Origin of the sequence: Algibacillus agarilyticus (assembly GCF_003286125.1) — a bacterium.
GTDB lineage: Bacteria > Pseudomonadota > Gammaproteobacteria > Enterobacterales > Alteromonadaceae > Algibacillus > Algibacillus agarilyticus.
This window is the reverse complement of record NZ_QMED01000012.1, coordinates 68,943-93,430: the sequence shown is the minus strand read 5'-3', so window position 1 is coordinate 93,430 and position 24,488 is coordinate 68,943. Positions and strand designations below refer to the sequence as shown.

Genomic DNA, 24,488 nt, shown 5'->3' with positions numbered 1-24,488 from the left:
GGCGTTTATATTATGAGTTCTGCTAAATTAGTGCGTGGTTTTTTAAAAGCAGTGTATTGGTTTGTTATTGTGGCGGTAGTATTCGGCGTACTTTATTTAGGTTTTAATGCATTTGATACCTATCAGACGGCTAATGCTTAAAGGCATTTAGCTGGCTTTGGTAAACCTGCAATTTTGGTTGCTTGTTTAGCTGGGCCCTTGGGAAACAAAGTAAATAAATACCGGCTGTTGCCTTTATCGACACCTAACGTTAAACCCACTGCTTTAACTAATGGCCGCATCGCAGGGCTTGTGTTGTACTCAAGGTAAAAATCTCGCACAAAGTTAACCACTTCCCAATGTGCATCTGTCATCTCTATCGATTCGCTTAGCGCCATTGCTAACGCTATTTCTTCATTCCATTCTAAGTGATTTTGTAAATAGCCATGTTTATCTAGAACGTATTCACTGTTTTGTATTTTCAATGTGTTTAGCATTTTTGAACCGCTTGGTGGGTTAAAGTTAATTCAACAAATTGCGAGTAGTCAATAACTTGCTGTGATTCTAAATCATCTATTGAGATCCCTCTTAATTGGGCATCGTCTTGCAAAATTAAGAAGGGGACTGAAAGTTCATCTAAAGACGGTATGTTATATACGCCATCTTGGCTTAGTAACAGTGTAGATGAGCTGTTGGATAATTGAGTCTTGATCTGAATAATGTGTGTGTCAGAAATTAACTGGGTTAAATTTATTAATGTGTTCATATTAAAACTTCAATTGTCTTTGGCAGGTATTTAGTTTTTGAAAGAAATCATCATGAGCAAGTACATTAGCATCAACGATTAAATCTGTATTTTGTAATTGATAATCGGCGAGTGAGTCTTCCAACACGTAAACTTCTTCCACATCGTATAATCCCAATGCTTTAAACGTAGCGGTATAATTTTTCGGGCTGAGATCTGACGCAATGTGATTATTTTTCAACTGTAAAACCCCTTCATTAAAAAAAAATAAAGCGACAGTTTGTTCGTAAGTTGCCAGTGCTAATGCTAGCTCTAAACCCTCACGGCCTTCTTCTGTTTGAAAGGGTGAGTGTGTCATTAATATCGCGGTTTTCAAAATTGTACCACCTGTGTGACTTGTGTTTGCAGTTGCACATATTCACCTAACCCCGCTATTTCAAAAGGAGCAGCCAGGTTATGACCTTGTAAGCCGTGATAGTCAGCTTCTGATGGTGTTAATACCCCTTTACGCTGAGCTGCTGCAGAGCAGACTAATAACTGCGTATTATGTTTAAGTGCGATACTTTGCCATTCATGTGGAATGTTTGTTTCATCAGAAGGTGGTGCTTGTAACGCATTGGCATTATTAACCCCGTCGCCATAGAAAAACACAGCGCTTATTTGGTGGTGGTTGCTAATAGCGGCATGTGCGAATTTGATCGCGCTTAGCGCTGCTTGTGAGCTGGGTGGACTGGTTATAAACAATAGAAAAGTAGACATATGCCCTCTTTAAAAACAACAAAGCCCCGAAAAACGGGGCTTTGTATTTTATCCTGATGTAACTTAGGGATAAAGTTCTTTATTAATCGTCGCTGCTAAATGCACCTAATAAAGCAAGTAATGAGGTGAATAAGTTATAAATGTTTAAATATAAGCCTACGGTTGCACGAATGTAGTTAGTTTCGCCACCATTCACAATTCGGCTTGTATCAAACAAAATAAAACCAGACATAATTAATACAACTATAGCGTTAATGGCTAGGTGCATCGCTGGAATTTGCAAAAAGATATTGGCGATACCTGCGATGATAGCCATCACTAAACCAACCATTAAAAAGCCACCCATAAAAGAGAAGTCTTTCTTAGTTGTTAATGCATAAGCTGAAAGTGAGAAAAAGATAACAGCAGTAGAGCCAAGTGCTTGCATAATAAGTGCAGGGCCGTTAGCAAAGGCTAAATAGTGATTTAACATTGGGCCTAATGCAGCACCTAATACACCGGTAAATGCAAAAACCCAGAAAATGCCTGAAGAGGTATCTGCTTTTTTATTTACAACGAATATTAAACCGAAGCCAACTAATGATAAGACTAAGCCCATCATGTGGCTAAGCCCCATTGCCATTGACACACCCGCTGTAACAGCACTGAACGTTAATGTCATTGCTAATAATGCGTATGTGTTACGTAAAACTTTATTTGTTTCTAATACTGAAGCCGAACTTGCGTGGGCATGTAATGTGTTATTTTCCATTTTTTACCTCTGAGTTAAAAATACTTTAAACGTCCTATTCCAATACTACCTTAGATAAGGCTGCGATCATATTAATTCAAGTCATTTTAAATATCTAAATAAAATATAGTTGATTGAGATGGAATAGTGATTTGATGAGATGAGTTAAAAAGCCGCTAGGTCATGCAATTGATATAAGAGAAAGCCGGGGTTGATTCTATTACGAACTCACTTTTGTTCAAATTGCTGATAAAAAGACCGCTTTGGTTGTTTTGTAAGCGAACGAACCTAATATGGTAAAAAAATAGAATTATCGCTTTACATCTTAAACTTAAGCCATTAATATTCGCGCCGTTCCAAAGTGACCCAGTCAATTTGGACAGACATTTTATTGCGGTGAGGTGGCTGAGTGGTTGAAAGCACCGGTCTTGAAAACCGGCGTACGTTTGTAGCGTACCTAGGGTTCAAATCCCTACCTCACCGCCACTCTAAAATAATTTGTCATATTCTTTACTGCGGTGAGGTGGCTGAGTGGTTGAAAGCACCGGTCTTGAAAACCGGCGTACGTTTGTAGCGTACCTAGGGTTCAAATCCCTACCTCACCGCCACTCCCTTGCAAAATCCAATCTAAATGTCAAATTCAAATAATTTAATTCTTATTATGATCAATAAGATGGTGTTTAAAATCCCAAAACACTCGTTTCTGTTAAGTGCTTCTAAAAAAACGTCTAACTTAAAGTAATGGCTCGATAATTAGCTTTACAAATTTTAAAAATTTGTTAACTTCTTAGCTCTTAAGTCGCATAAACGTGGCGCGTAAAAAGAATCATATTTGTATTTGGAGTATCCTCTTGATTAACATTTTACTTGTTGACGATCACGAATTAGTTAGAATGGGTATAAAAAGGATTTTAGAAGATATTCGAGGGATCAAAGTTGTAGGCGACACCGATACCGGTGAAAGTGCAGTACAATTTTGCAGAAAGCATAACCCTGATGTTGTTTTGATGGATATGAACATGCCTGGAATTGGTGGTATTGAAGCGACTAAAAAAATACTTCGCTATTGCCCTGATACTCGCATTATCTTTTTAACCGTACATACCGAAAACCCTATCCCAGCTAAAGTCATGCAAATTGGTGCATCCGGTTACCTCACTAAAGGGGCAGGGCCTGATGAAATGATCAAAGCGATTCGACAGGTTCATTCTGGCCAGCGATATTTAGCACCCGATATTGCACAGCAAATGGCTTTAGGGCAATTAAGCGGCAGTGAAGAAAACCCGTTTGATTCTTTATCTGAACGTGAATTGCAAATCATGTTCATGATCACTAAGGGTGAAAAAGTTCAAGATATATCAAATCAACTTAATTTAAGTTCAAAAACAGTAAATAGTTATCGCTACCGCATGTTTGAAAAGTTAAATATTAGTGGTGATGTTGAATTAACTCATCTAGCGATTAGACATGGTATGTTAGATACAAATAAATTGTAGTTATTGATCGTGTCCGTTCTTCCCTTTGATTCAAAAGCCTTTTTAAGTAACCTTACCGAAAAGCCCGGCGTTTATCGAATGTACAATGCCGATAAAGTCGTTATTTATGTCGGTAAGGCTAAAAACCTCAAAAAGCGCGTTTCTTCTTATTTCCGAACATCGGTCAATAGTAATAAAACGATTGCGCTGGTTAATAACATTGCGCACATCGATGTAACGGTTACCCACACCGAAACAGAAGCGCTTATATTAGAAAACAATTACATTAAACAATACATGCCAAAATATAATGTATTGTTACGTGATGATAAATCTTACCCTTATATCTTGCTCTCTAATCACAAACATCCTCGCTTAACTTTGCATCGTGGCGCGCGTAAAGGTGCGGGACAGTATTTTGGCCCATACCCTTCATCGGGTGCGGTACGTGACAGTTTACGTTTAATGCAAAAAATATTTCCGGTACGACAATGCGAAGATGCATATTACCGGGCTCGCAGTCGTCCATGTTTACAACATCAATTAAAACGGTGTTCAGCGCCTTGTGTCGCCGGTTATGTAGAAGATAAAGACTATGATGAACAAGTCCAATTTGTAAAATTATTTTTGCAAGGCAAAGATACACAAGTTACTGAAAGTTTGATCGCTAAAATGGATCAAGCTAGTCAAAATTTAGCGTTTGAATCGGCCGCTCGATATCGAGATCAAATTAGTGCATTGCGCAAAGTGCAAGAGCAGCAATGGGTTAGCGGTGATCATCAAGAGTTGGATATTCTAGGGTTTGATTTTCAATTGGGAATTGCGTGTGTTTTTATTCTATTTATTCGTGACGGTAAAGTGCTGGGCAGTAAAAGTTACTTCCCTAAAATGCCTAAAGAAACCTCAGAAGTCGAAATTTTAACGGCGTTTATTGGTCAGTTTTATTTGTCCAATGAGCATAATCGCCGGCCTAGTAAAGAAATTATTTTACCTTTTTCTATTGAAGAGCAAGGTAGTTTGGAAATGGCTATCAGCGAATTTCATTCACAAAACATCAAATTTTATGTACCTCAGCGAGGAGAGAAATCTCGTTATGCTAAGCTAGCTAATACTAACGCTAAAACTGCGGTAGAGAGTCGATTAACAGAAAACTTATCTGTGCAAAAGCGCTTTGAAGCTTTAGATACCGCATTAGAACTTGATAAGCCGATTTTACGTATTGAGTGTTTTGATATTAGCCATACAATGGGTCAACAAACCGTTGCGTCTTGTGTTGTATTTAATCGAGAAGGGCCGTTAAAAGCAGATTATCGTCGTTATAATATCGAAGGTATTACACCGGGTGACGATTATGCTGCAATGGCTCAAGCTTTGGCTCGGCGGTTTAAAAATGCGACTGAAGATAGCAAAATTCCTGATGTCTTATTGATTGACGGTGGTAAGGGGCAGTTGTCTCAAGCTGAAAGTTTTTTTTCTGAATGGCAATATAAACTACCGACATTAATTGGCGTTGCCAAAGGAACAAGCCGTAAACCGGGTTTAGAAACTTTAATAATGGCCGGTAATCACGAAACCATACAATTAGATCCAACATCACCCGCTTTGCATTTAGTACAACACGTGCGAGATGAATCTCATCGGTTTGCAATTGCAGGACATCGCAATAGACGAGGTAAAGCCGCTAAAGCTTCAAAATTAGAATCTATTCCGGGAGTTGGGCCTAAAAGGCGTCAGGCTTTGCTTAAATTTATGGGCGGCTTGCAAGGCGTATTAGCCGCTTCAATCGATGAAATAGCTAAAGTCCCTGGTATTAGCCCAAAAGTTGCCGAAATCGTTTTTAATCATCTACATGACAAGTGATTTAGATAATGCGAGAATAAAGCCAAATCAGGGTCTATTGAACTTGTCAGCTTAACGTTCTTCATATTGAATTAATGAATATTTAAGTTGAGCGCTAATTTGCAAAAAATGTAAATTAGCGAGTGAATATGGTCAAAGCGATCGGGTTTTAGGGGAAGCAGTCAAGTTTCGAGACGCCATGAGCATATGCTCTACTATGTGATTGGAGCCGCCTAAATGGATTTAGGTGTTAGAACGACGCAGGAGCCAAAGTCGAGAGTAAGCGCTGACAATGAACCCTAAAACCTGAGCGAGAAGACTATAAAAAAATAGATTAGTACATCAACAGACCTTATTAAAAGGCTTTATAGTTTCATGTGGAATATACCTAATACTTTAACTGCAATGCGGATCATGATGATCCCTGTTTTTGTAGTCATTTTTTATTTACCTTATAGCTGGGCTTTCTTAGCTTCTTCATTTATTTTTGCCCTTGCTGCTTTCACCGATTGGTTAGATGGCTATTTGGCTCGACGATTAAAACAACATACCGCCTTTGGGGCTTTTTTAGATCCTGTCGCTGATAAGCTCATGGTGGCGACCGCCTTAATTATGGTGGTTGAATTATATCAATCTTGGGTTATTACTATTGCGGCTGTGGTTATGGTGAGCCGAGAAATATTGATTTCAGCTTTACGTGAATGGATGGCTGAATTGGGTAAACGCGGTTTAGTAAAGGTAAGTAACATTGGTAAATGGAAAACGATGGCGCAATTAATGGCCTTGACTGGATTAATTATGCACGTTGATGGTTGGGTATACACGAGTTCTTTAGCTTTATTATATATAGCCGTAGTATTAACCTTTTGGTCTATGATGGTTTATATAAAAGCCGCTTGGCCTGATTTGATGGTTGAAAAGTAAGCTAACTGATTAGCCTTTAACCAAACAGACATTTTTTTTAAAATTAATGTTGACTCATTCAAATATGTTTGTAGAATGCGTTCCGTTCTCTAGAGAACATCTGGATATAAGCGGCTGTAGCTCAGTTGGTAGAGCACGACCTTGCCAAGGTCGGGGTCACGAGTTCGAGTCTCGTTAGCCGCTCCAAATTTTAATCGCTACCTCATAGCGTATATGAGGCGGAATGGCAGAGTGGCCATGCACCGGATTGCAAATCCGTCTACCTCGGTTCGACTCCGGGTTCCGCCTCCATATTCTGATTTTACCCCCTTTGTTTTAAATTAAGCCCCTAGCTTCTATATATTCATATTTAAGGCTTATCCCCTGTTTTAACTCTCTATACACCTAGGTAATATTATTGACCCAAAACAACAATTCTGTATACTTCTCATACAATTTTATGTATTAATATAGTATTCTGACTTGTTAGTGTGTGTTTTGGGGTTAAGTCGCCATTTTTTGTATTTTTCTTATGATGTTTGGGGGGTAAATGATGAAGCAGAAAGGGTTTAATTTAATTGAACTATTAATTGCGCTTGCGATCATGGGTATCTTAATGACGGTGGCTGTGCCTTCACTTAATGAATACTTTGACGAAAGCAATCAACGTGCCTCTAGAGATTCACTCATTTCGGCTATTAACGTAGCTAAACGCGAAGCCCTTACCAAAAAGAAACCCACTTACTTATGTCCAACCACCGATGGTGATAAATGTAGCAATAAATGGGAAAAAGGCTATGGCTGGCTTGTTTATGTTGATTCAAATAGAGATGATACTAAAGATAATGATGAATTTGTGCCTGTTTCGTTAAAAAATGGTTTATCTGTTAATTTAGAAGCTGATCACATGCAACTAGAGTTTTCGCCTAATGGTTTAACAACGGCGACTAATTTTACCTTTTGCAGTAATTTGACCGATGGTTATGACGAAAAAATAGAAATTACTCGTTTAGGCAGAGTCAGATTTACCGGAACCTCAAAAACATATTGCGCGCAAGAGTCTACTGAATAAATGAATAAACGTATTAGTACTGGTTTTACATTAATTGAATTGCTAATTGCTTTGATTGTCGTTTCAATTGGGGTATTAGGCCATACCAAGCTTCAATTATCATCGATGCAAAGTGTACATAGCTCTCGATTTACCCAATCTGTTAATACCGCTATGCTTGATTTAGCACAACGTATTGCTGCTGAACCAGATTCAGCGCTTAATAATGAATTTAATTTATCTAATTTAGATGATGGTGTTGCCCCAACAACTGAAAAAACATGTTTGGGCGTTGCTGCAACTTGTAATAGTGCTGAATTTGCTTTGTATGAAGTGGTTGATTGGTATACGTTAGCCAGTGCAACTATTCCTCAATTACGTTTTAGTATTACAAGAAATGATAATATCATGACTATCAATGTGACATGGGATGCAGCATTGAGTGGCAGTGGTGTTGAAAACTGTGACTCAACTGCCAATAAAAGTGGGTTAGGGCATCAATGCCGTGAATTAACCTTGTGGGTTCAATAAATCGTGCGACAAGTATCTTTAATACGTAAACAGGCAATGTGTAAAGAGGTAGTACGTAAACAGGTAATGCCTAAATTACTAATGCGTAAACAAGCAATGCATATGCAAGATAGAGGTTTTGGTTTAGTTGAATTACTCATTGCCATGGTGCTTTCACTTATTGTGTTAGGCGGTATTTATTCCTCTATTTTTAGCTCAGTGCAATCATATGAAGCGGTGAGTAGTAATAAAACGTTAGTTGAAAAAAACCGGATGTCGCTATTTTCTATGCGAGTTTATTTACAACAAGCAGGGCAACGCAGCCAAAATGATTTAATTCAAAATATACAGCAAGATCAAGTTAACCAAGTGGCTAATACCGAATTTGATTGGACTTTTGAGCAAATTGTGACGGGCTTAAATAATCAAACAACCTATCCTAACGCTAAAGAAGATACCGATGTCATTGCCGTTCGCTTTTTTGGTGATGATGATGGCGGTGTATTCCGCTGTGATGGCACTGAGATTGATTCTGGTGTTTCAGAGTTTATTGCTTTTTATATATCAACCGATAATTGGTTAACTTGTGTGGATTCCGAAGCAACACCTATAGCCATTGAAGAAGACGTAGAAAACATGCAAGTGTTATTTGGTTCTAACGCAACCGGTGAAGAGTTTAGATATTTAACCGCTGATGAAGTGACAGATTGGACTGCTATCAATCGGATTCGCATTGCTTTATTAACGGCGCAAAATCGAGATTTAGATTTGCTTAAGAATGAAAGAACTTATAACTTGCTTGGCGAAGCGGTTGCGGCGAGTAACGATTATAAAGCCCGACAAGTTATTACTGAAACTATACTCTTGCAAAACGAATAAAATTTGCCTATTTGAGGTCTACCATGAAACTCAAAAATTTACATATTGGTTTTTTCAACCTGAACTTTTTAGCCCAATATTCTTCAAATCAACCATCAAAACCGAGTAACAAGCAGCGTGGTGCGGCTTTATTTACCGCTTTGGTTGCTATTTTAGTACTTGCTATTACCGGTATTGCTATCGGTAAACAGGTCATGAGTGCTAAACGGGATAGCGCCACTTTTTTTGATAACACGCTGAGCTTTGTTAATGCTGAGACGGCTATTTCAAACGCACAAACAACGATTATTGATAATGCCTACACTAAGCCTGAAATGTTAAAAGTCGGAGATGCTGATGGCGTTATTATGCCGCTTTTTGTAGATGGCGCTAATAAAACGTATCGATGGTGGATTGATGAAGCCGTTTGGACGGCAAGTACGACTAAAAAAATTCAAGTAACAGATGCTGATGGCGCAGTGTTAAGCGGTAGCCCTACCTATGTAATTGAAGAAGCTGCAATAGACAAAGGGTTAGTTTTAGGTGTTAATCCGCCACAGCGTCGGTTATTTCGTATTACAGCTAAAGCTAATGGCCTTGGCGATTCAGAAACTTTAGTACAAGCCTACTATGCGATCATGGAATAAGTGAAAGTAGAATGAAAAATAAAATCAAAAATAAAATAAAAATCGAAAAAATTAACGGTTTTAGCTTAATCGAGCTTATGATTTCGGTCGCCATTATTGGCATTTTGGCCACTATTGCGATCCCAAGTTATAACTCATATTTTATTCAAGCAAACAGAGAAGAGGCTAAACGCATATTGTTTGAAGCGGCACAGCAGTTAGAAAGTTATTATGCGTTAAATTTAACATTAAAAGGCAGCGTCGCGTCAGATAAGAGCTTAGCGTATTACAAAGGCAGTGATGATTTTTTAAACAACTACACACTTACTGCTATTTTGAGTAATAACACCAGCTATACCTTAACCGCGACACCTAAATCAGGCTCTTTTCAAGCTGATGACCCGTGTGGGGCTTTAAGTTTATCGAGTAATCAAAGCACATCAGCTAGCCACGATTATTGTTGGTAAAGGAAGAAATTATGTCTAAATCCATTTACATCCGTAATACTTTACTGGCTATAACCAGTTTATTGCTCAGCGTGCCTTCTCAAGCAACGTCTTTAAATTTAGCGACGCAACCGCTGTATTTAGGGCAAGATGCCGCACCTATGATGATGCTGGTAATGAGTCGTGATCATTCCCTATATTATGAAGCTTATAACGATGCTTCAGACATTAATCAAGATGGTGTAATTGATTATAAATATAAACCAACAGAAATTAATTATTCTGGCTATTTTGATTCATTTAAATGTTATGAATATAGTACTAGCAATAAAATGTTTTTACCTAAAAGCGAAACCGATGATAAAAAGTGCAGTACGAGCGCACATTGGAGTGGGGATTATTTAAATTATTTAACGATGACCCGTATGGATATATTACGTAAAGTTTTATACGGTGGTTATCGTTCTACTGATTCTGATTCACCAACTGTTCTAGAGCGGGTTTACGTACCTCAAGATGCCCATAGTTGGGCTAAAGCTTATACATCATATGAAGTCGATGGTTTTCATATTTCTGATTATGCAGGGGTTGGTTCTCCGGCTGAAGGTAAAAAGTTTTTCTTTGGTACTGCAACTTTTGTAAACGATGGTGAGCCTGAATTAAGACATAAAATTGTTAACGATACTGAAGAGGTTTGGAATTGGGCGAGTACTGAGCGACCTGTTTTAAATGGCTCTTATGAAAACTTATTTGAAGTAAGAGTTAAGGTTTGTGTCGAAGGATTATTAGAATCTAATTGTAAAAAATACACTGATGGAACTAATACTTATTATAAACCGACTGGATTATTACACACGTATGGTGAAGAAGGAAAAATGGAATTTGGCTTAATTACCGGGAGTTATAAGAAAAATTTATCAGGTGGTGTATTACGTCAAGCTATGGCTAATTTTGCCAGTGAAGTTAATTCAAATACTGGTCAATTTAAATCCGGTACTGGAATTGTTAACACCATTAATACGTTAAGAATAGTTGGCTTTTCGGATCCTGAAGGGAATGATGGAAACGAATATAAATATGCAGGTGACTGTGGTTGGATCACCAATAGAGCTATCACTGATAGAGGCAATCCTGATGATAAGAATTGTGTATCATGGGGGAATCCATTAGGGGAGATGTTATACGAGAGTTTGAGATACTTCTCTGGAGCTAAAGCCCCAAGTTCTAGTTATGATACTGATGATGGCTTTGGTTTAACTACTGTGCCATGGGATGACCCATACGAAAATCGTCAATATTGTGCGGCGGCCTATAATATGGTTATAGGTGACCCTAATCCATCATATGATTCAGATCAATTACCTGGTTCTGCATTTTCTAATGCATCGTATAATGGCTCTGTCTTAAATAATGGTGAAGCATTTAATATAGCAACATTATTAGACACTATATCAGATAGCGAAGGAGTTAAAGGTGGCTATTATTTTATAGGTGATTCGGCAGGAGACTCATCTAATACTATTGGTGCACCAACGGCTAAACAAGTCTCTAACTTATCTACAGCCCGTGGTTTAGCCCCACAAGAGCCCACCAAAGAAGGTAGTTATTCTGTTGCTGGTGTCGCACACTATGGTTATAAAAGCGATATTAATCCAACAAAACAAGATCGGCAACAAGTTCAAACATTAGCTGTTGCGCTTTCATCCCCATTACCGCAAATTATAGTTCCAGTAGGTAATGATAAAATTACTTTTATTCCTTATGCTAAATCAGTTGGTTGGAACAATTTAGATAGAATAAATCCAGCTAAAGGACAATTTCAACCAACTAATACAATTGTAGATTATTATATAGAATCGTTATCTGATGATGGTACAAGTGGCACGTTTAGCATTAACTTTGAAGATGTAGAGCAAGGTGCTGATCATGATATGGATATGATCGTAAAATATAGCTTCGAAGTTATTAATGTTGGTGGTGCTTTAGCTGTAGAGTTCACAATCGATTCAACCTATGCTGGTGGTGGTATAGACCAACATGCAGGTTACATTGTTTCAGGCTCGAGTGAAGACGGTATTTATTTGGATGTAAAAGACAAAGATGGTCGAGCAGTAGCCTACTACCTGGATACGTTACCGGGTGATCGACCATATCCTAATAATAGCCGTAATAAGACTCCCGTAGATAATACCGATTTACCCTTAACACAAACGCGTATTTTCAAACCAAGTGCTAGCTCAAACGCCGGTAGCTTTTTAAAACCACCTTTATGGTATGCCGCTAAATGGGGTTGGTTTAAAGATTCAAATAATAATTTCAAACCTGATGTCGATGTTGAATGGAATAGTGATAAAGATATAAATAAAAATCCTGACGGTTATTTCCCTGTAACTAATCCAGGCGAATTAGAAACACAATTAAACAAGGCTTTTAGCTCGGTTTTTAACGATGGAACCGCATCTTCTGTTTCGCCTATCTTTGATAGTGCTGTACTTAAAAGTGGTGCCCGGCGTTTTCAAGCGTCTTTTAATAGCAGTACTTGGAGTGGTGACTTAAAAGCGTTTGAAGCAGATGGTAAAGGTGGTTTTAAAACTGATTACACTTGGAGTGTGGCTGAAAAAATAGATAAAATAGGAGCCAATAATCGCAAGGTTTTTAGCCGGAATGATGATACACAAAAGGTCTTCGAGTTTAACAAAATAGTGAATGCAGATTTAGGTGGCCGTAGTGATTTTTATAGCTTATCTCAGATTCAAGCATTATTAAAAGATATCGTTTCTTCTAAAACTTGGTATAAACGTAATCATGTGAATGCTATTGTTCAATACCTCAAAGGTTCGAGGTATCATGAACTTAACGTAGATCGTAAGAACTTTAGAGGTCGGGATTCTGTTTTAGGTGATATTGTTAATTCTAAGCCTTATATTGTGGGTGATGTGAATGGCCATAACGTTAAAAAACCTGTAATCGTATTTGGTGCTAATGACGGCATGGTGCATATTGTTGATGCCGATAATGGTAAAGAGCTTGCGGCATATGTCCCTAGCCAAATATATGGCAAATTAGCTGATTTAACTAGCCTTACTTATATCCATCAGCCTACGGTGGATGGTTCTCTTAATGGTTTTACTAATGAAAATGGTAAAACAGTAGTTGTAGGAACGTTAGGCGGCGGCGCAAAAGGTTTATACGCTATTGATGTTTCAGATTTCTCTAATGAGCCTTCTACCAGTCAGTTTCTCTGGGAAATTCAAGCTAAGGGGAGCTTTGCAGGTATTGGTTATTCTGCAGCGGCCCCTACTATTGCAAAATTAGCTAATGGCAAAGTTGGCGTGATATTTACCAACGGTTACAATTCTGACGAAACGGAAGGCAGTATCTACATTGCTGATTTAGAAGATGGCACTCTCATTAAAAAATTAGAGACGGGTATTGACGGCTCTCATGATCCTTTAGGGTTAAATAGGCCTAATGCGATGTCTAATCCTGCTGTAATCGATGTAGATGGTGATGGTGTGGCGGATAAAATTTATGCCGGTGACTTATTTGGTAATATGTGGTCATTTGATGTATCCAACAGCAGTATTGATAATTGGGGTAAAGCCACGTCTGATGGTATTTCTCCTTTATTCAAAGCACGAAGCCCAAGCCAAGATGGCGATGATAATTATATTGCTCAACCCATTACTTCACGCCCAGTTGTCGCAGCACATCCTCAAGGTTTAAACAAAGGTTTGTTAGTTGCCTTTGGTACGGGTAAATATATTGAAACAACTGATAATCAAACATCTGGCCAAGCAACACAAAGTTTTTATGTGTTATGGGATAAAAAACCAACCGATAAAAGCTTAAGCCAAAGTACAGAAATTAGTGATGTGCGCGCTTTTTCTGCGACAGATAATATACATGAATACAGTAAATTAATGGTACAAATAATTGAATCGGAAGATGCAGAACATCGATATTTGTCTAAAAATGTCATTGATTGGCAGAATGATTTGGGTTTCTATATCGACTTAATTAATACGGGAGATACAATCCCACATAATAAAGGCGAGCGTCAAACGACCGATGCCTTTTTATTAACTAATAAGGTGAGCTTTACAACTTTAATTCCTAACTCAGATCCATGTGTGGGTGGCGGTCAAAGCTGGTATATGGAGTTGAATATTCACACTGGTCAAACATGGCGCACTAAAGCGCATACTTTACTCGATGGCATTGCTTCAAGTCCGAATGTGATCATTATTCCACCGCAAGATACCGATGATACCGATGATAATTGCACTGTTGATTGTCCTACTGGTGAAGACGGTGATGATCCCAAAGACGAAGATGAAGATGATAAAAAGAAATTCATCGACTCTAATTGTGTTAGTTTAAATAATGGTGACATCATGTGTTTTGGCAGTGAAAACCCGATGACAGGACAGATTAACTGGCGTCAACTTTATTAACTTATTGGTAATAATTTACTGATCGCCATTTAGTCAAAATATTTAAAAAATAACAATAATAGAGAGGTTGCAGCTGCAGCCTCTTTTTATTTACTGCTATAATTCATTTAACATCAATTTTATACTCTATTTATTGAGTTAGACCAATCACCGTTATTAAGGACAATCCTTTGCGCTTGCTTAAATCTATTAGCCAATCAATTTCAATAATCTGTTTATTATTATTTTTAGCCAGTTGTGTTGACTCTTCAAAGTCTGAAATGACGCAAGTTATGCTACAAGGTAAAACAATGGGCACGACATTTAGTGTTAAATTTTACGCGACAGAGCAACAATTACTTACCGAGCAGTTTTATAACGATATTGATGAGCTACTTGAAACGGTAAATGATCAAATGTCGACTTACCGCCATGATTCAGAAATTAGTCGATTTAATTCACACGCCACCGATGAACCTTTTGTGGTATCAACAGATACCGCTTATGTTGTTAAAAAAGCCATCGAAATAGGTGTGAGTACTCAAGGTGCTTTAGATATTACGGTTGGCCCTTTAGTTAATTTATGGGGCTTTGGTCCAAGTGGAAAAGTGGTTCAAGTGCCAACGGACGAAGAATTAGTGCTAGCTAAAGATTTTATCGGTTTAGATAAAATTTTAGTGAAAGGCCGGAGCTTAATTAAAACGCAAGATCAACTTTATATCGATTTATCGGCCATCGCCAAAGGTTTTGCTGTTGATAAAATAGCCGAATATTTAGATGATAAATCTATAAGCCGTTACTTGGTTGAAGTTGGCGGCGAAATGCGAGCAACAGGCAAAAAACTTGATGGTTCTAATTGGCGTGTTGCGATCGAGAAGCCAGCAAGTCATGATCGGGGTATACAACAAATAATCTCTTTAATTGATAAAGGGATCGCAACCTCAGGTGATTACCGTAACTACTTTGAGCAAGATGGCACACGCTTTTCACATACTATCGATCCGGTAACCGCAAAGCCAATTACGCATAAACTCGCTTCAGTAACGGTTATTCACGATTCGGCTATGATGGCTGACGGGTTTGCCACTGCGATTAATGTGTTGGGAACAGAAAAAGGCCTCGCTTTTGCGGAAAAGAACAACTTAGCTATTTATCTTGTGATAAAATCGCCGCAAGGTTTTGAAGTTAAATACAGTAAGGCGTTCAGCCCTTATTTAAATTAGCTTGTTAGTAGTATTAATTATGTTGAGGTTGTCATGAAGATTTTTTTGCTTGTTTTTGCCATGTTCCTAATTGTCGTTTTTGCCATGGCGATTGGTTATATTGTGCAACGTAAAAGCATTAGTGGTAGTTGCGGTGGCCTAAGCTCAATTGGCATTGATAAAGCGTGTGATTGTGACGACCCTTGCGATAAACGTAAAGCTAAAATGGAAAAAGAAAAATCTTGGCAAGAAAATCGAATTATTTAAAGGCAACCGTTTGATTTAAACGTAACTTTTAATACCGTGTAAAGTCATTATTAAATTTGTCATTTAATAATGGCAGTAAGAGATAAGGAACCGTATCTCTTGTTATTTATAGTCAAAGCGACCGGGTTTTAGGGGAAGCCGTCAAGCTTCGAGACCCCATGAGCATATGCTCTATTATGTGATTGGGGCGAGTAAGCGCTGACAATGAACCATAAAACCTGAGCGAGAAGACTATATCATTCCTGTGGTGATAAACTCAATTTAAGCCACTTATGCAGTTTCTCTTTTAAATCACTCATATTTATTGGTTTTGCTAGCACATCTTGCATTCCAGCTTGTTTATACTTGTTAGATTCGTTTTGCAACACACTGGCACTTAAGGCAATTATAATCGGCTGTTTAGATAGGGTACTGATTTTTCTAATTTCTTTTGTAGCGGCTACACCGTCCATTAATGGCATTTGAATATCCATTAAAATTAAGTCGTATGAAGTCGTTTTGATCGACTTAACGGCTTCTAGACCGTTACACTCTAAATCGGCTTTTAATCCTATCTGTTCTAAACTGGCTAGTGCGACATGTTGATTTATTTCATTATCTTCAACTAGCAGTATTTTTGCGTGTGTAAATTTCGCAAAGTTATAAGTCACTTTGGTTTGGTTTAATTCAAATGTATCTGAGTAGCCTAAATCCAATTCAATTTTAAAGGTTGTTCCTTCATGTAACTGAGATTCGACCCATATTTTCCCCTGCATCAGCTCTATCAATTGCTTACTGATAGCAAGCCCTAAGCCTGTTCCCAATATGTGTTTTTGATTGGTTACTGTTTCTTGTGCGAAAGGAGTAAATAATTTGGGTAAGAATGATTCAGGTATACCTATACCGGTATCTTTTATTGTGATCCCAATCTTACAAGTTTCATTATTTTTTTCGATTAATGAAAAAGTTAAGTTTACCGAGCCTGATTCAGTAAATTTAATGGCATTGCCCATGAGGTTACTAATAACTTGATTTAAACGCGTTTTGTCATAAATTAAAACGCTTGGTATATCGGGTTTAATGATTAAGTTTATAACCAAGCCTTTGCTATTGGCCAAAGGAATATAGGTATTATAGATAATATCGGCTAAAGATTTTAACTCTGATGGTTTTGGTACAAGCTCAATCGTGTTTTGTTGAATTTTAGAATAATCTAAAATATCATTTACGATGATTAAAAGGTTCTCGCCGCTTAATAATAAATTTTTGATGAGATCGAGTTGTTGTTTTGTCAAAGGGGTATTTGAGAGTAGGTTAACCATTCCCATTACCCCATTCATAGCGGTTCTTATTTCATGGCTCATATTCGATAAAAATTCACTTTTTCTTTGGCTGTCCACCACCGCTTCTTGTGAAATTGATTTCAAGGCCAGGGTTTTAGCATTGACTTTTTGCTCTAAAGATAAGTTGGTTGCGATAAGTAAATCAGCTAATGTATTAATGGCATAACTTAAGCGACCTAACTCTGAGCTATCAGCAATATTGGAACGCGCTTTGAGGTCTCCTTTAATTATCGCTTGGGCTGAATTTGTTATATGTAAGATGGGCTTTACTATAATATGTGCTAAAAATAGCCCGATAAGCCCTGCAATTGTTGAAACACCAATAACTAAAGTAAAGTAATCTGCACTGACTAAAGTTGAATTATAAAAATGGTTGGATTTTTGATGTGTTATTGCCAGTTGCCAATTTGTCGAAGGAATAGTAGAAAGAATGTAATCAATTTCGACTCCTTTAACGGTAATAGTCGATATCTCATTTTTAGTGTGTTTATCGCTCATTTCTGCTGTTGATAACCCATCAAGTAATATTTTATCGAGTAATATGTCTTTGGCGCCAAATACACGGTAAAACTCACCTTTATCATTGGGGGCTAAAATTTGAGCCGTAAATTTCTTATTAAATAACTTGTCTTGAATTAATAGGTCATCTAATTGATTTAAGACTATCTGAACTTTGATATAACCAACGAGTTGATTATTTAGCGCAAGTACCGTTGTAAAATCGGTTAAAGAGTCAATTGTTGAATTTGTGGGTAACGATATTTGAATATGTTGACTTGCTAGGGTTAAACCCTGAGATGATTTTGTATCTGTGTTGTTAATTGCATATTGACTTGATACCAATATTTCACCGCTAATATTATATATTTCAATATTATTAATCCATGGATGCGCCTTTTTAGCATCATTTAATATTCTAAAAATCTTAGCTTTATTAATCGCCCGATCTGGCTCAATATCTTGGTTAAGTTGTTGAACTAGCTCTCTTAATTGAGTTCTACTTGAAATCAAACGAATATTTTGTTTGGTATTATTAAGTAACAAGTTTATTTGATTACTGAGAGAGCCATGACTAGCAAAAAGTAACTGAGCGTTGGTTTCATTAAATTTCTCAATCGTTAATCGATCAATGATTAATACGATAGCAGTAGCAATCGACAAACCAAATATAAACAATACCAAAGCCAAACGACTTTTTAATGTCATAACTTTATAAAGCCTTTATGATGCATAAATCGATTTCGATTTTGTATTAACTATCTTCATAGCATAGTTATCTTTTAGTCATTTTGCCAAAGACTTTTAACGCTCTATTCTGTTTTAATATATTGAATTAATTGATCTTTCGATGACCGGTTATATTAATAAAGTTGAGAAATATAAGATGTTAGCTATATTTATTTTAGCTACGAGCGCAGGGCTATCGTTTTTGAACTGAGTCGTGTTTTTTAACCGTAGTTACGTGAGCAAATATATTTTATAGGTGCATTTGAATGAGCGATTTTTTTTCGACCTTTTTTAGCGGCCAGTATATGCCTCATGGGCACTGTTATATTTGGCAGCCCCATATATTGTGGACTCATGTCGTATCAGACATGATTATTGCGCTATCCTATTTTTCTATCCCTATTGCAATTATTATTTTTGCGCGTAAAAGAGCTCAAGACATTAAAGATCAAAAAGTATTAAAGCTCTTTTCTATTTTTATTGTCGCCTGTGGTGTAACTCATATTGTGGGTATTATCACTGTTTGGCAAGGTATTTATGGCTTACATGGCCTTACAAAACTAATAACGGCAACGGTTTCATTAGTTACTGCTATTTATGTTTTCAAGCTACTGCCTCAAGCCATTCACTTACCCACACCGGCTCAAATGACATCAGCTCGTCAAGCCTTACAAAGAAAAACGGATGAAAATATAAATTTGCATACCGAATTAGAGTCTATGCAAGCATTTAAATTTGTTTTTGATGGTATCCCTGTTAGCGCGATTTTACTCGATGATCAATACCGTGTGGTATTAGCTAACCAGCGAGCCAATGATTTATTTGGGGTTGATATTCAAACGTTAGAGTTAGATGATTTTACCTATTTATTTGTTGATGGCGGTAAAAAGCTACGTCAAAAATTATCTTTATTTGAAAAGCAACGGCATTTAGGGCAAGACAAGCATGTATTTATAAGCCAAGGAAAGTTATTGACGGGCGAAATTATTCCGATTGAAGTGACATTATGCGATGGTAAAAACACCAATAATATTGGAACCATGATGTTGTTACATGACATTTCAGATACTATCAATGCAGAAAAAGAGACTTTTTTAACGCACCAACGAATAGAGCGAGCTTTAGATTCAAGCCAAGATGGGGCATGGGAGTTAGACATGGATAACAACCTTGTTTGGTATTCGGATGCAATGCTTAAAATGATTGGAGCAGAAGAAAGCCCGAACGCGGCGAATTTTGATACTTGGGTTGATCATATCCATATTGATGAAAAAGAGAAGGTTATAGAATCTTTACGTCGACATTTAGAAGGTTATCAGCACTTTTATCATGAATATGTTGGACGCAACAACCAAGGTTCATATAGTTTATTTCTGGTAAAAGGTTGCGCTATTTCAAGCTCGACAAACAGGCATAAAGTGATTGCCGGCACGTTAAGTCAGGTTGATTATCGTAAAAAAATAAAAGATGAATTAGCAAAACAAAATCAAGTGCTTGATAATTTATACACTTACTTGAATCACGCAGTATTAGTTATGAAGGTTATTGATTTTGATAACTTTATTTTTCAAACGGTTAACCAACAGTGTGAACGCTTTATTAATGCAAAACAAAGCGATTTAATCAATAAATCAGTTGTCAGTGATTTTGGTCAAGTTTTACCTGATCCATTGGCTGGCCAGTTTAATAAGATATTGATGCAATGCTTTGAATCCAAAACATCGATTACTACCCATATGACTAATAGCGAGAATAAACTTAATGTACCTACATTAGCGTTTACTTGCTTTCCGATTCAATCATCTGTTGATGAATTAACCCACATCCTTTTGATCTCTGAACATATTAATACACCCAATACGAACGAAAATTAAAAAGTGACTCGTGTATACCTAAGTCTGACATCAAGTAGACTTAGGTACATCATCTACTTTCTGCTCACGCTAAGCACCTACGTCCTGTAGGCGAGATAAATACATGCCAGTTTAAAGGGAGTGATAAGCTTGTTTAACCTCTGCATTAATCAATTTAAATTCCCACTAAATCCCGCATCTTGAAGTCATTTGGCTATATCTAATTTTTTTGTTCTCTTCCTATTTTATGTTGTTACTACTGATGAATGAGATTAAGCAGTAAAACGTTAATTATGAATAAAAAAACGTAATGTTTTTCTTGATTGTAAAAATGACTAATTAAAATGTTTGCGTTATCATTTTGTTATCAATAAATATGTTGGCTCATTATGGTGAGATAAAATTAACCTCATTTAGCCAATTTAAATTTTTAATGAGCGTAATTTATGACGATGATAATTAATCCTATTCTTCCTGGTTTTAACCCTGATCCATCTATTTGCAGAGTAGGGGATGATTATTATATTGCGACCTCAACGTTTGAATGGTTTCCTGGGGTGCAAATTCACCATTCAAGAGATCTCGTTAATTGGCGGTTATTAGATCGCGTTTTAACAACTCGCCAGCAACTTGACTTACGTGGCGCTGAAAATTCATCCGGTTGTTGGGCTCCTGCATTAACTTATTCTGATGGTTTATTTTGGTTAGCTTTTGCTAATACTAAAGCGTGTAGAGGTGGTTCATGGATGTCTACGCCGTGTTGGGTTGTAACCGCTGAAACAATTGAAGGGCCTTGGTCTGATCCTATTTCTATTGGAGCGATTGGTTTTGATCCCTCTATATTTCATGATGATGACGGAAAAAAATATATTCTGAATTTACAATGGGATGGTCGTTTAAACCGCAACTACTTTGGCGGTATCGTGATTCAAGAATTTGATCCTGTATTGAAAGAACCCGTTGGTGATATAAAGCCTATATTTAACGGAACTGAATATGGTGGAACCGAAGGTCCACAAATGCTAAAAAAAGACGGTTACTACTATTTAGTGACGGCAGAAGGGGGAACTGGTTTTTCACATGCGGTGACAGTATGTCGTTCCAAAAATATCATGGGTCCGTATGAGGTACACCCAACTAATCCTATTATCACTTCACGATATAAAGGCGATGCACCGCTTCAACGCACCGGGCATGGGTTTTTTGTTGAAACTCAAACTGGCGAATGGTACATGACTCATTTGTGTGGTCGACCGGTTTTAGACCCAGAAGGGTATAACCATGGTGAAACTTGGGGTCGAGGGTTTAGTATACTAGGTCGAGAAACCGCAATACAAAAAGTATTGTGGCATGACGATTGGCCCTATCTAGCCAATGGCACGACAACCGGTGATATTGAAGTTGAAGCGCCTGATTTAGTTCCGCATCCGTGGCCAATCGATATTTTATGTGATGACTTTGCAAATGATAATGTTAACAAACACTTTCAAACTTTGCGTGATCCGATCGCAGAACACTGGTGCAGTTTAAAAGCGCGACCTGGCTTTTTACGTTTACGGGGCCAACACTACTTATACTCAAATTTTGAACAGAGCATGTTAGCTCGACGGGTGCAGGCGATGTCTTTTTGCGCAGAGACTGAGCTGGAATTTGAGCCTAATATGATCCAAGAAATGGCGGGTTTGATTGTTTATTATGATAAAGGTAATCATTACTTTTTAAATGTCACAATTAATGACAAAGAAGAGAAAATCCTTCAGATCGTTCAGTATACAAATAACGTTTATGCTGAAAGTGCTGAGAAAGTATTGTTACCTCGCAACGAAGCCGTAAAATTAAAAGTAGAGTTGAAAGATGTGTATTATCAATTTAGTTGGTCGATTAATGATAATACTTGGCACGCTATTGGCCCCAAGTTGAATGCGGTATGTTTATCTGATGAATTTGGAGGGGATATATTCCGTTTTACTGGCTCTTTTGTTGGCTTGTTTGCCGCTGACATTACCGGAAGAATGAAAGAAGCTGATTTTGCCTATTTTAACTATATTGAGCAATGATAGATAACCCGATCTTTCAGGTATAGTCAAAGCGATCAGGTTTTAGGGGAAGCCGTCAAGCTTCGAGACCCCATGAGCATATGCTCTATTATGTGATTGGGGCGAGTAAGCGCTGACAATGAACCATAAAACCTGAGCGAGAAGACTATATCGCTATTTAAAAAGCCACTGTAAAACACAGTGGCTTTTTTGCTTAGGCTCGTTGGTTAAGCTTTATTTTGTCGATATAAATTGAGTATTACTCGGTTGGACAAGCCAAACAATGCACGTATAACCCGCGTGGATCATTTAACTTAGCGATATCGTTATATTGAGTCATGATCGTATTTAATAAAGTCGCTAATTTGCTATTGTTGGTAATGTTTTCTGACTGCTGAGATTGTGTGTCTAAGCTCGAAATATTGCCGAGTAATTCTTTAATAAATTGCTCTTGTGCAGAAAGCTCTTGTTCAATGGTTATCGTGTCATAGTTTTCTAATTCAGCTAACTTTGCTGCAGCGGCTATTGCTGAATCAAAATTACCCAGCTCATCAACTAATCCAAGTTCTTTTGCTTGTAAACCGGTCCAAACACGACCCTGGGCTATCTTATCAACTTGTTCAACTGTCATATCACGTGTTTCTGCCACTAAAGAAATAAATTGCTTATATGATTTCTCTACGCTCATTTGGATCACATGCGCTATTTTGCTATTAAGTGGCTGAGTTACACCTAAGCCAGACCATTCGGTTGAGCCAACACCATCAGTATGCACCCCTAAATAATCGAGTGTATTTTCAAATGTCATAAACATACCAAACACACCAATGGATCCGGTGATTGTAGAGGGGCTTGCCCAAATTTGATCTGCGCTGGTTGCTATCCAATATCCACCCGATGCTGCAACTGAACTCATTGAGGCCACAATGGGTTTACCAGCCGCTTTAATTAAGTCTATTTCTTTGCGGATAATTTCACTTGCGAATGCACTACCACCAGGGCTATCAATTCTAAGAACAACGGCTTTTACTTTGTCATTTAAGCGTGCTTTTTGTAATAATTGAGCCGTACTATCACCGCCAATATCGCCTGCTTTTTGGTGACCGTTTAAAATAGTACCTTTAGCGTAAATAACCGCTATTTGGTTATCATTGTGTTTCGGCATGGCTAATACGGGTTTGATCACGTTAAGGTATTTTTTAAATGAGATTTGCTTAAAGCTGGTTTTCTTTTTATTCCAACCCACATTTTCGGCTATTATTGAACGATAAGTTTGTCTATCTGCTAATTCGTCGACCCATTTGTTATCTAAAGCATATTTTGCAAAATCTGAATCCGCAGCTAAAAACTTTTCAGTAAATGTACTTAAATTTTCATCAAAATTTGTTGTCGCCATATTGCGACGTTCACTGACTTCTTGTTTGTAAATTGACCATAAAGCGTCAACCCAAGCTTGATTTGCTTTTTTAGCTGCTTCACTCATGTTGTCACGTATCATAGGTTCTACAGCTGATTTATATGTGCCCACACGGAATATGTGAGTACTCACTTTTAACTTTTCTAGTGCGCTTTTATAATAGGTTGGATAGGCGCCAAAACCATCAATCATCACGGCTCCCATTGGATCTAACATAATTTTATCGGCATAGCTGGCTAAAAAGTATTGATTTTGGGTATAAACATCACCGATGGCATAAACTGTTTTTTCAGCTGTTTTAACTTTATCCAGCGCGTTACCAATGAGTTGCAATTTGTTAATGCTAGCGCTTTTTAAATCTTGCAAGCGTAATACAACGGCTTTAATTCGTGGATCGCCAGCAGCATTTTCTAAAGTGAAAATAATATCCGAAAGTAAAATTTCTTGCGGCCTATTGTTACTATTAGAAGCTTCGGCCATAAATTCTTCGACCGGATCAATGGGTCTTAATTGCTCTACAATATCGCCACTTAAATCAAGTACTAACGCAGAATCTTGAGGTATATTAACTTGTTCATCTTCAGCCATAATTGCAGCTAGAATAACAAATAAAATAGAGAAGAAAATCAGGTTAATAATAAGCTTACGCGTGGTATTTATCATACCCCAAAGTGCTGAAAATATTCTGCCGATAGTTGATTTTTGCTGGGTCATAATCATCCTGCTGATAATGAAATATAGGTTTAATGTGGGTTGATTAACGACTATGAAAATAGTGGTTAATATTATGTTCTTAGTTTACACGTA

Annotated in this window: 21 protein-coding genes and 4 tRNA genes; 18 read left to right on the top strand and 7 right to left on the bottom strand. The window is 37.5% G+C overall.

All coding sequences use genetic code 11. The annotated features are described in order from the left end of the window. Positions 1-12: 12 nt before the first annotated feature. Positions 13-141 (top strand): hypothetical protein, encoded by a 129-nt coding sequence (locus tag DPX34_RS22300; protein ID WP_269815522.1) that lies wholly within the window; start codon positions 13-15, stop codon positions 139-141. On the opposite strand, the gene DPX34_RS11360 is transcribed toward DPX34_RS22300, so the two are convergent. From DPX34_RS11360 to DPX34_RS11340, 5 genes are all read right to left on the bottom strand, one after another. Further along, entirely contained in the window at positions 138-476 is a 339-nt protein-coding gene (locus tag DPX34_RS11360; protein ID WP_111978548.1) for a TusE/DsrC/DsvC family sulfur relay protein, read from the bottom strand. The genes DPX34_RS22300 and DPX34_RS11360 overlap by 4 nt on opposite strands. After that, positions 470-745: a DsrH/TusB family sulfur metabolism protein gene (locus DPX34_RS11355; RefSeq protein ID WP_111978547.1), complete on the bottom strand. Its 276-nt coding sequence runs from the start codon at positions 743-745 to the stop codon at positions 470-472. The genes DPX34_RS11360 and DPX34_RS11355 overlap by 7 nt, the downstream gene beginning before the upstream one ends. 1 nt (position 746) lies before the next feature. Further along, positions 747-1,100, bottom strand: a complete 354-nt coding sequence (tusC, locus tag DPX34_RS11350; protein WP_232824713.1) for a sulfurtransferase complex subunit TusC — start codon at positions 1,098-1,100, stop codon at positions 747-749. Next, on the bottom strand, positions 1,097-1,483 hold the full coding sequence (gene tusD, locus DPX34_RS11345; RefSeq protein WP_111978546.1) for a sulfurtransferase complex subunit TusD: 387 nt from the start codon (positions 1,481-1,483) through the stop codon (positions 1,097-1,099). The genes tusC and tusD overlap by 4 nt, the downstream gene beginning before the upstream one ends. An 82-nt stretch (positions 1,484-1,565) precedes the next feature. Continuing rightward, positions 1,566-2,234 (bottom strand): Bax inhibitor-1/YccA family protein, encoded by a 669-nt coding sequence (locus DPX34_RS11340; RefSeq protein WP_111978545.1) that lies wholly within the window; start codon positions 2,232-2,234, stop codon positions 1,566-1,568. 374 nt (positions 2,235-2,608) lie between these two features. Here DPX34_RS11340 and DPX34_RS11335 point away from each other — a divergent pair. The 15 genes from DPX34_RS11335 to nqrM all read left to right on the top strand — a co-directional run bounded on the left by DPX34_RS11335 (position 2,609) and on the right by nqrM (position 15,826). Beyond that, positions 2,609-2,699 (top strand) — tRNA-Ser (locus DPX34_RS11335). A gap of 31 nt (positions 2,700-2,730) precedes the next feature. Further along, positions 2,731-2,821, top strand: a tRNA-Ser gene (locus DPX34_RS11330). Between the two features lie 243 nt (positions 2,822-3,064). After that, positions 3,065-3,709: a UvrY/SirA/GacA family response regulator transcription factor gene (gene uvrY / locus DPX34_RS11325; protein ID WP_111978544.1), complete on the top strand. Its 645-nt coding sequence runs from the start codon at positions 3,065-3,067 to the stop codon at positions 3,707-3,709. Between the two features lie 6 nt (positions 3,710-3,715). Further along, positions 3,716-5,548, top strand: coding sequence for an excinuclease ABC subunit UvrC (uvrC, locus tag DPX34_RS11320; RefSeq protein ID WP_111978577.1), 1,833 nt, complete (start codon positions 3,716-3,718; stop codon positions 5,546-5,548). Positions 5,549-5,902: 354 nt separating this feature from the next. After that, positions 5,903-6,451, top strand: a complete 549-nt coding sequence (pgsA, locus tag DPX34_RS11315; protein ID WP_111978543.1) for a CDP-diacylglycerol--glycerol-3-phosphate 3-phosphatidyltransferase — start codon at positions 5,903-5,905, stop codon at positions 6,449-6,451. A gap of 110 nt (positions 6,452-6,561) precedes the next feature. After that, positions 6,562-6,637: transfer RNA gene (locus DPX34_RS11310), tRNA-Gly, on the top strand. 31 nt (positions 6,638-6,668) lie between these two features. Continuing rightward, a tRNA-Cys gene (locus DPX34_RS11305) sits at positions 6,669-6,742 on the top strand. Between the two features lie 238 nt (positions 6,743-6,980). Further along, positions 6,981-7,502 carry a GspH/FimT family pseudopilin gene (locus tag DPX34_RS11300; RefSeq protein ID WP_111978542.1) on the top strand — a complete coding sequence of 174 codons (522 nt, stop codon included), beginning with the start codon at positions 6,981-6,983 and terminating at the stop codon, positions 7,500-7,502. Further along, entirely contained in the window at positions 7,503-8,012 is a 510-nt protein-coding gene (gene pilV, locus DPX34_RS11295) for a type IV pilus modification protein PilV (RefSeq protein ID WP_111978541.1), read from the top strand. Between the two features lie 66 nt (positions 8,013-8,078). Then, entirely contained in the window at positions 8,079-8,870 is a 792-nt protein-coding gene (locus DPX34_RS11290) for a PilW family protein (RefSeq protein ID WP_198673688.1), read from the top strand. A 23-nt stretch (positions 8,871-8,893) separates the two neighbouring features. Beyond that, positions 8,894-9,496 (top strand): pilus assembly PilX family protein, encoded by a 603-nt coding sequence (locus DPX34_RS11285; protein WP_111978539.1) that lies wholly within the window; start codon positions 8,894-8,896, stop codon positions 9,494-9,496. Positions 9,497-9,507: 11 nt separating this feature from the next. Then, the gene (locus DPX34_RS22295; RefSeq protein WP_111978538.1) at positions 9,508-9,942 is read left to right on the top strand and encodes a type IV pilin protein; all 435 of its coding nucleotides are present in this window, start codon (positions 9,508-9,510) and stop codon (positions 9,940-9,942) included. Positions 9,943-9,953: 11 nt separating this feature from the next. After that, positions 9,954-14,378: a pilus assembly protein gene (locus DPX34_RS11275; RefSeq protein ID WP_111978537.1), complete on the top strand. Its 4,425-nt coding sequence runs from the start codon at positions 9,954-9,956 to the stop codon at positions 14,376-14,378. A gap of 170 nt (positions 14,379-14,548) precedes the next feature. After that, the gene (locus tag DPX34_RS11270) at positions 14,549-15,580 is read left to right on the top strand and encodes an FAD:protein FMN transferase (RefSeq protein WP_232824712.1); all 1,032 of its coding nucleotides are present in this window, start codon (positions 14,549-14,551) and stop codon (positions 15,578-15,580) included. 33 nt (positions 15,581-15,613) lie between these two features. After that, positions 15,614-15,826, top strand: coding sequence for a (Na+)-NQR maturation NqrM (nqrM, locus tag DPX34_RS11265; RefSeq protein ID WP_111978536.1), 213 nt, complete (start codon positions 15,614-15,616; stop codon positions 15,824-15,826). 236 nt (positions 15,827-16,062) lie between these two features. On the opposite strand, the gene DPX34_RS11260 is transcribed toward nqrM, so the two are convergent. Continuing rightward, a complete protein-coding gene (locus DPX34_RS11260; protein ID WP_111978535.1) occupies positions 16,063-18,354 on the bottom strand; it encodes an ATP-binding protein in 2,292 nt (763 codons plus the stop codon). Positions 18,355-18,641: 287 nt separating this feature from the next. On the opposite strand from DPX34_RS11260, the gene DPX34_RS11255 reads away from it, so the two are divergent. Both DPX34_RS11255 and DPX34_RS11250 read left to right on the top strand, forming a co-directional pair. Continuing rightward, entirely contained in the window at positions 18,642-20,249 is a 1,608-nt protein-coding gene (locus tag DPX34_RS11255) for a PAS domain-containing protein (RefSeq protein WP_111978534.1), read from the top strand. A 425-nt stretch (positions 20,250-20,674) separates the two neighbouring features. Beyond that, positions 20,675-22,285: a glycoside hydrolase family 43 protein gene (locus DPX34_RS11250; RefSeq protein WP_111978533.1), complete on the top strand. Its 1,611-nt coding sequence runs from the start codon at positions 20,675-20,677 to the stop codon at positions 22,283-22,285. A 238-nt stretch (positions 22,286-22,523) separates the two neighbouring features. Here DPX34_RS11250 and sppA read toward each other — a convergent pair whose 3' ends face one another. After that, the gene (sppA, locus tag DPX34_RS11245; protein WP_111978532.1) at positions 22,524-24,395 is read right to left on the bottom strand and encodes a signal peptide peptidase SppA; all 1,872 of its coding nucleotides are present in this window, start codon (positions 24,393-24,395) and stop codon (positions 22,524-22,526) included. Positions 24,396-24,488 lie beyond the last annotated feature (93 nt).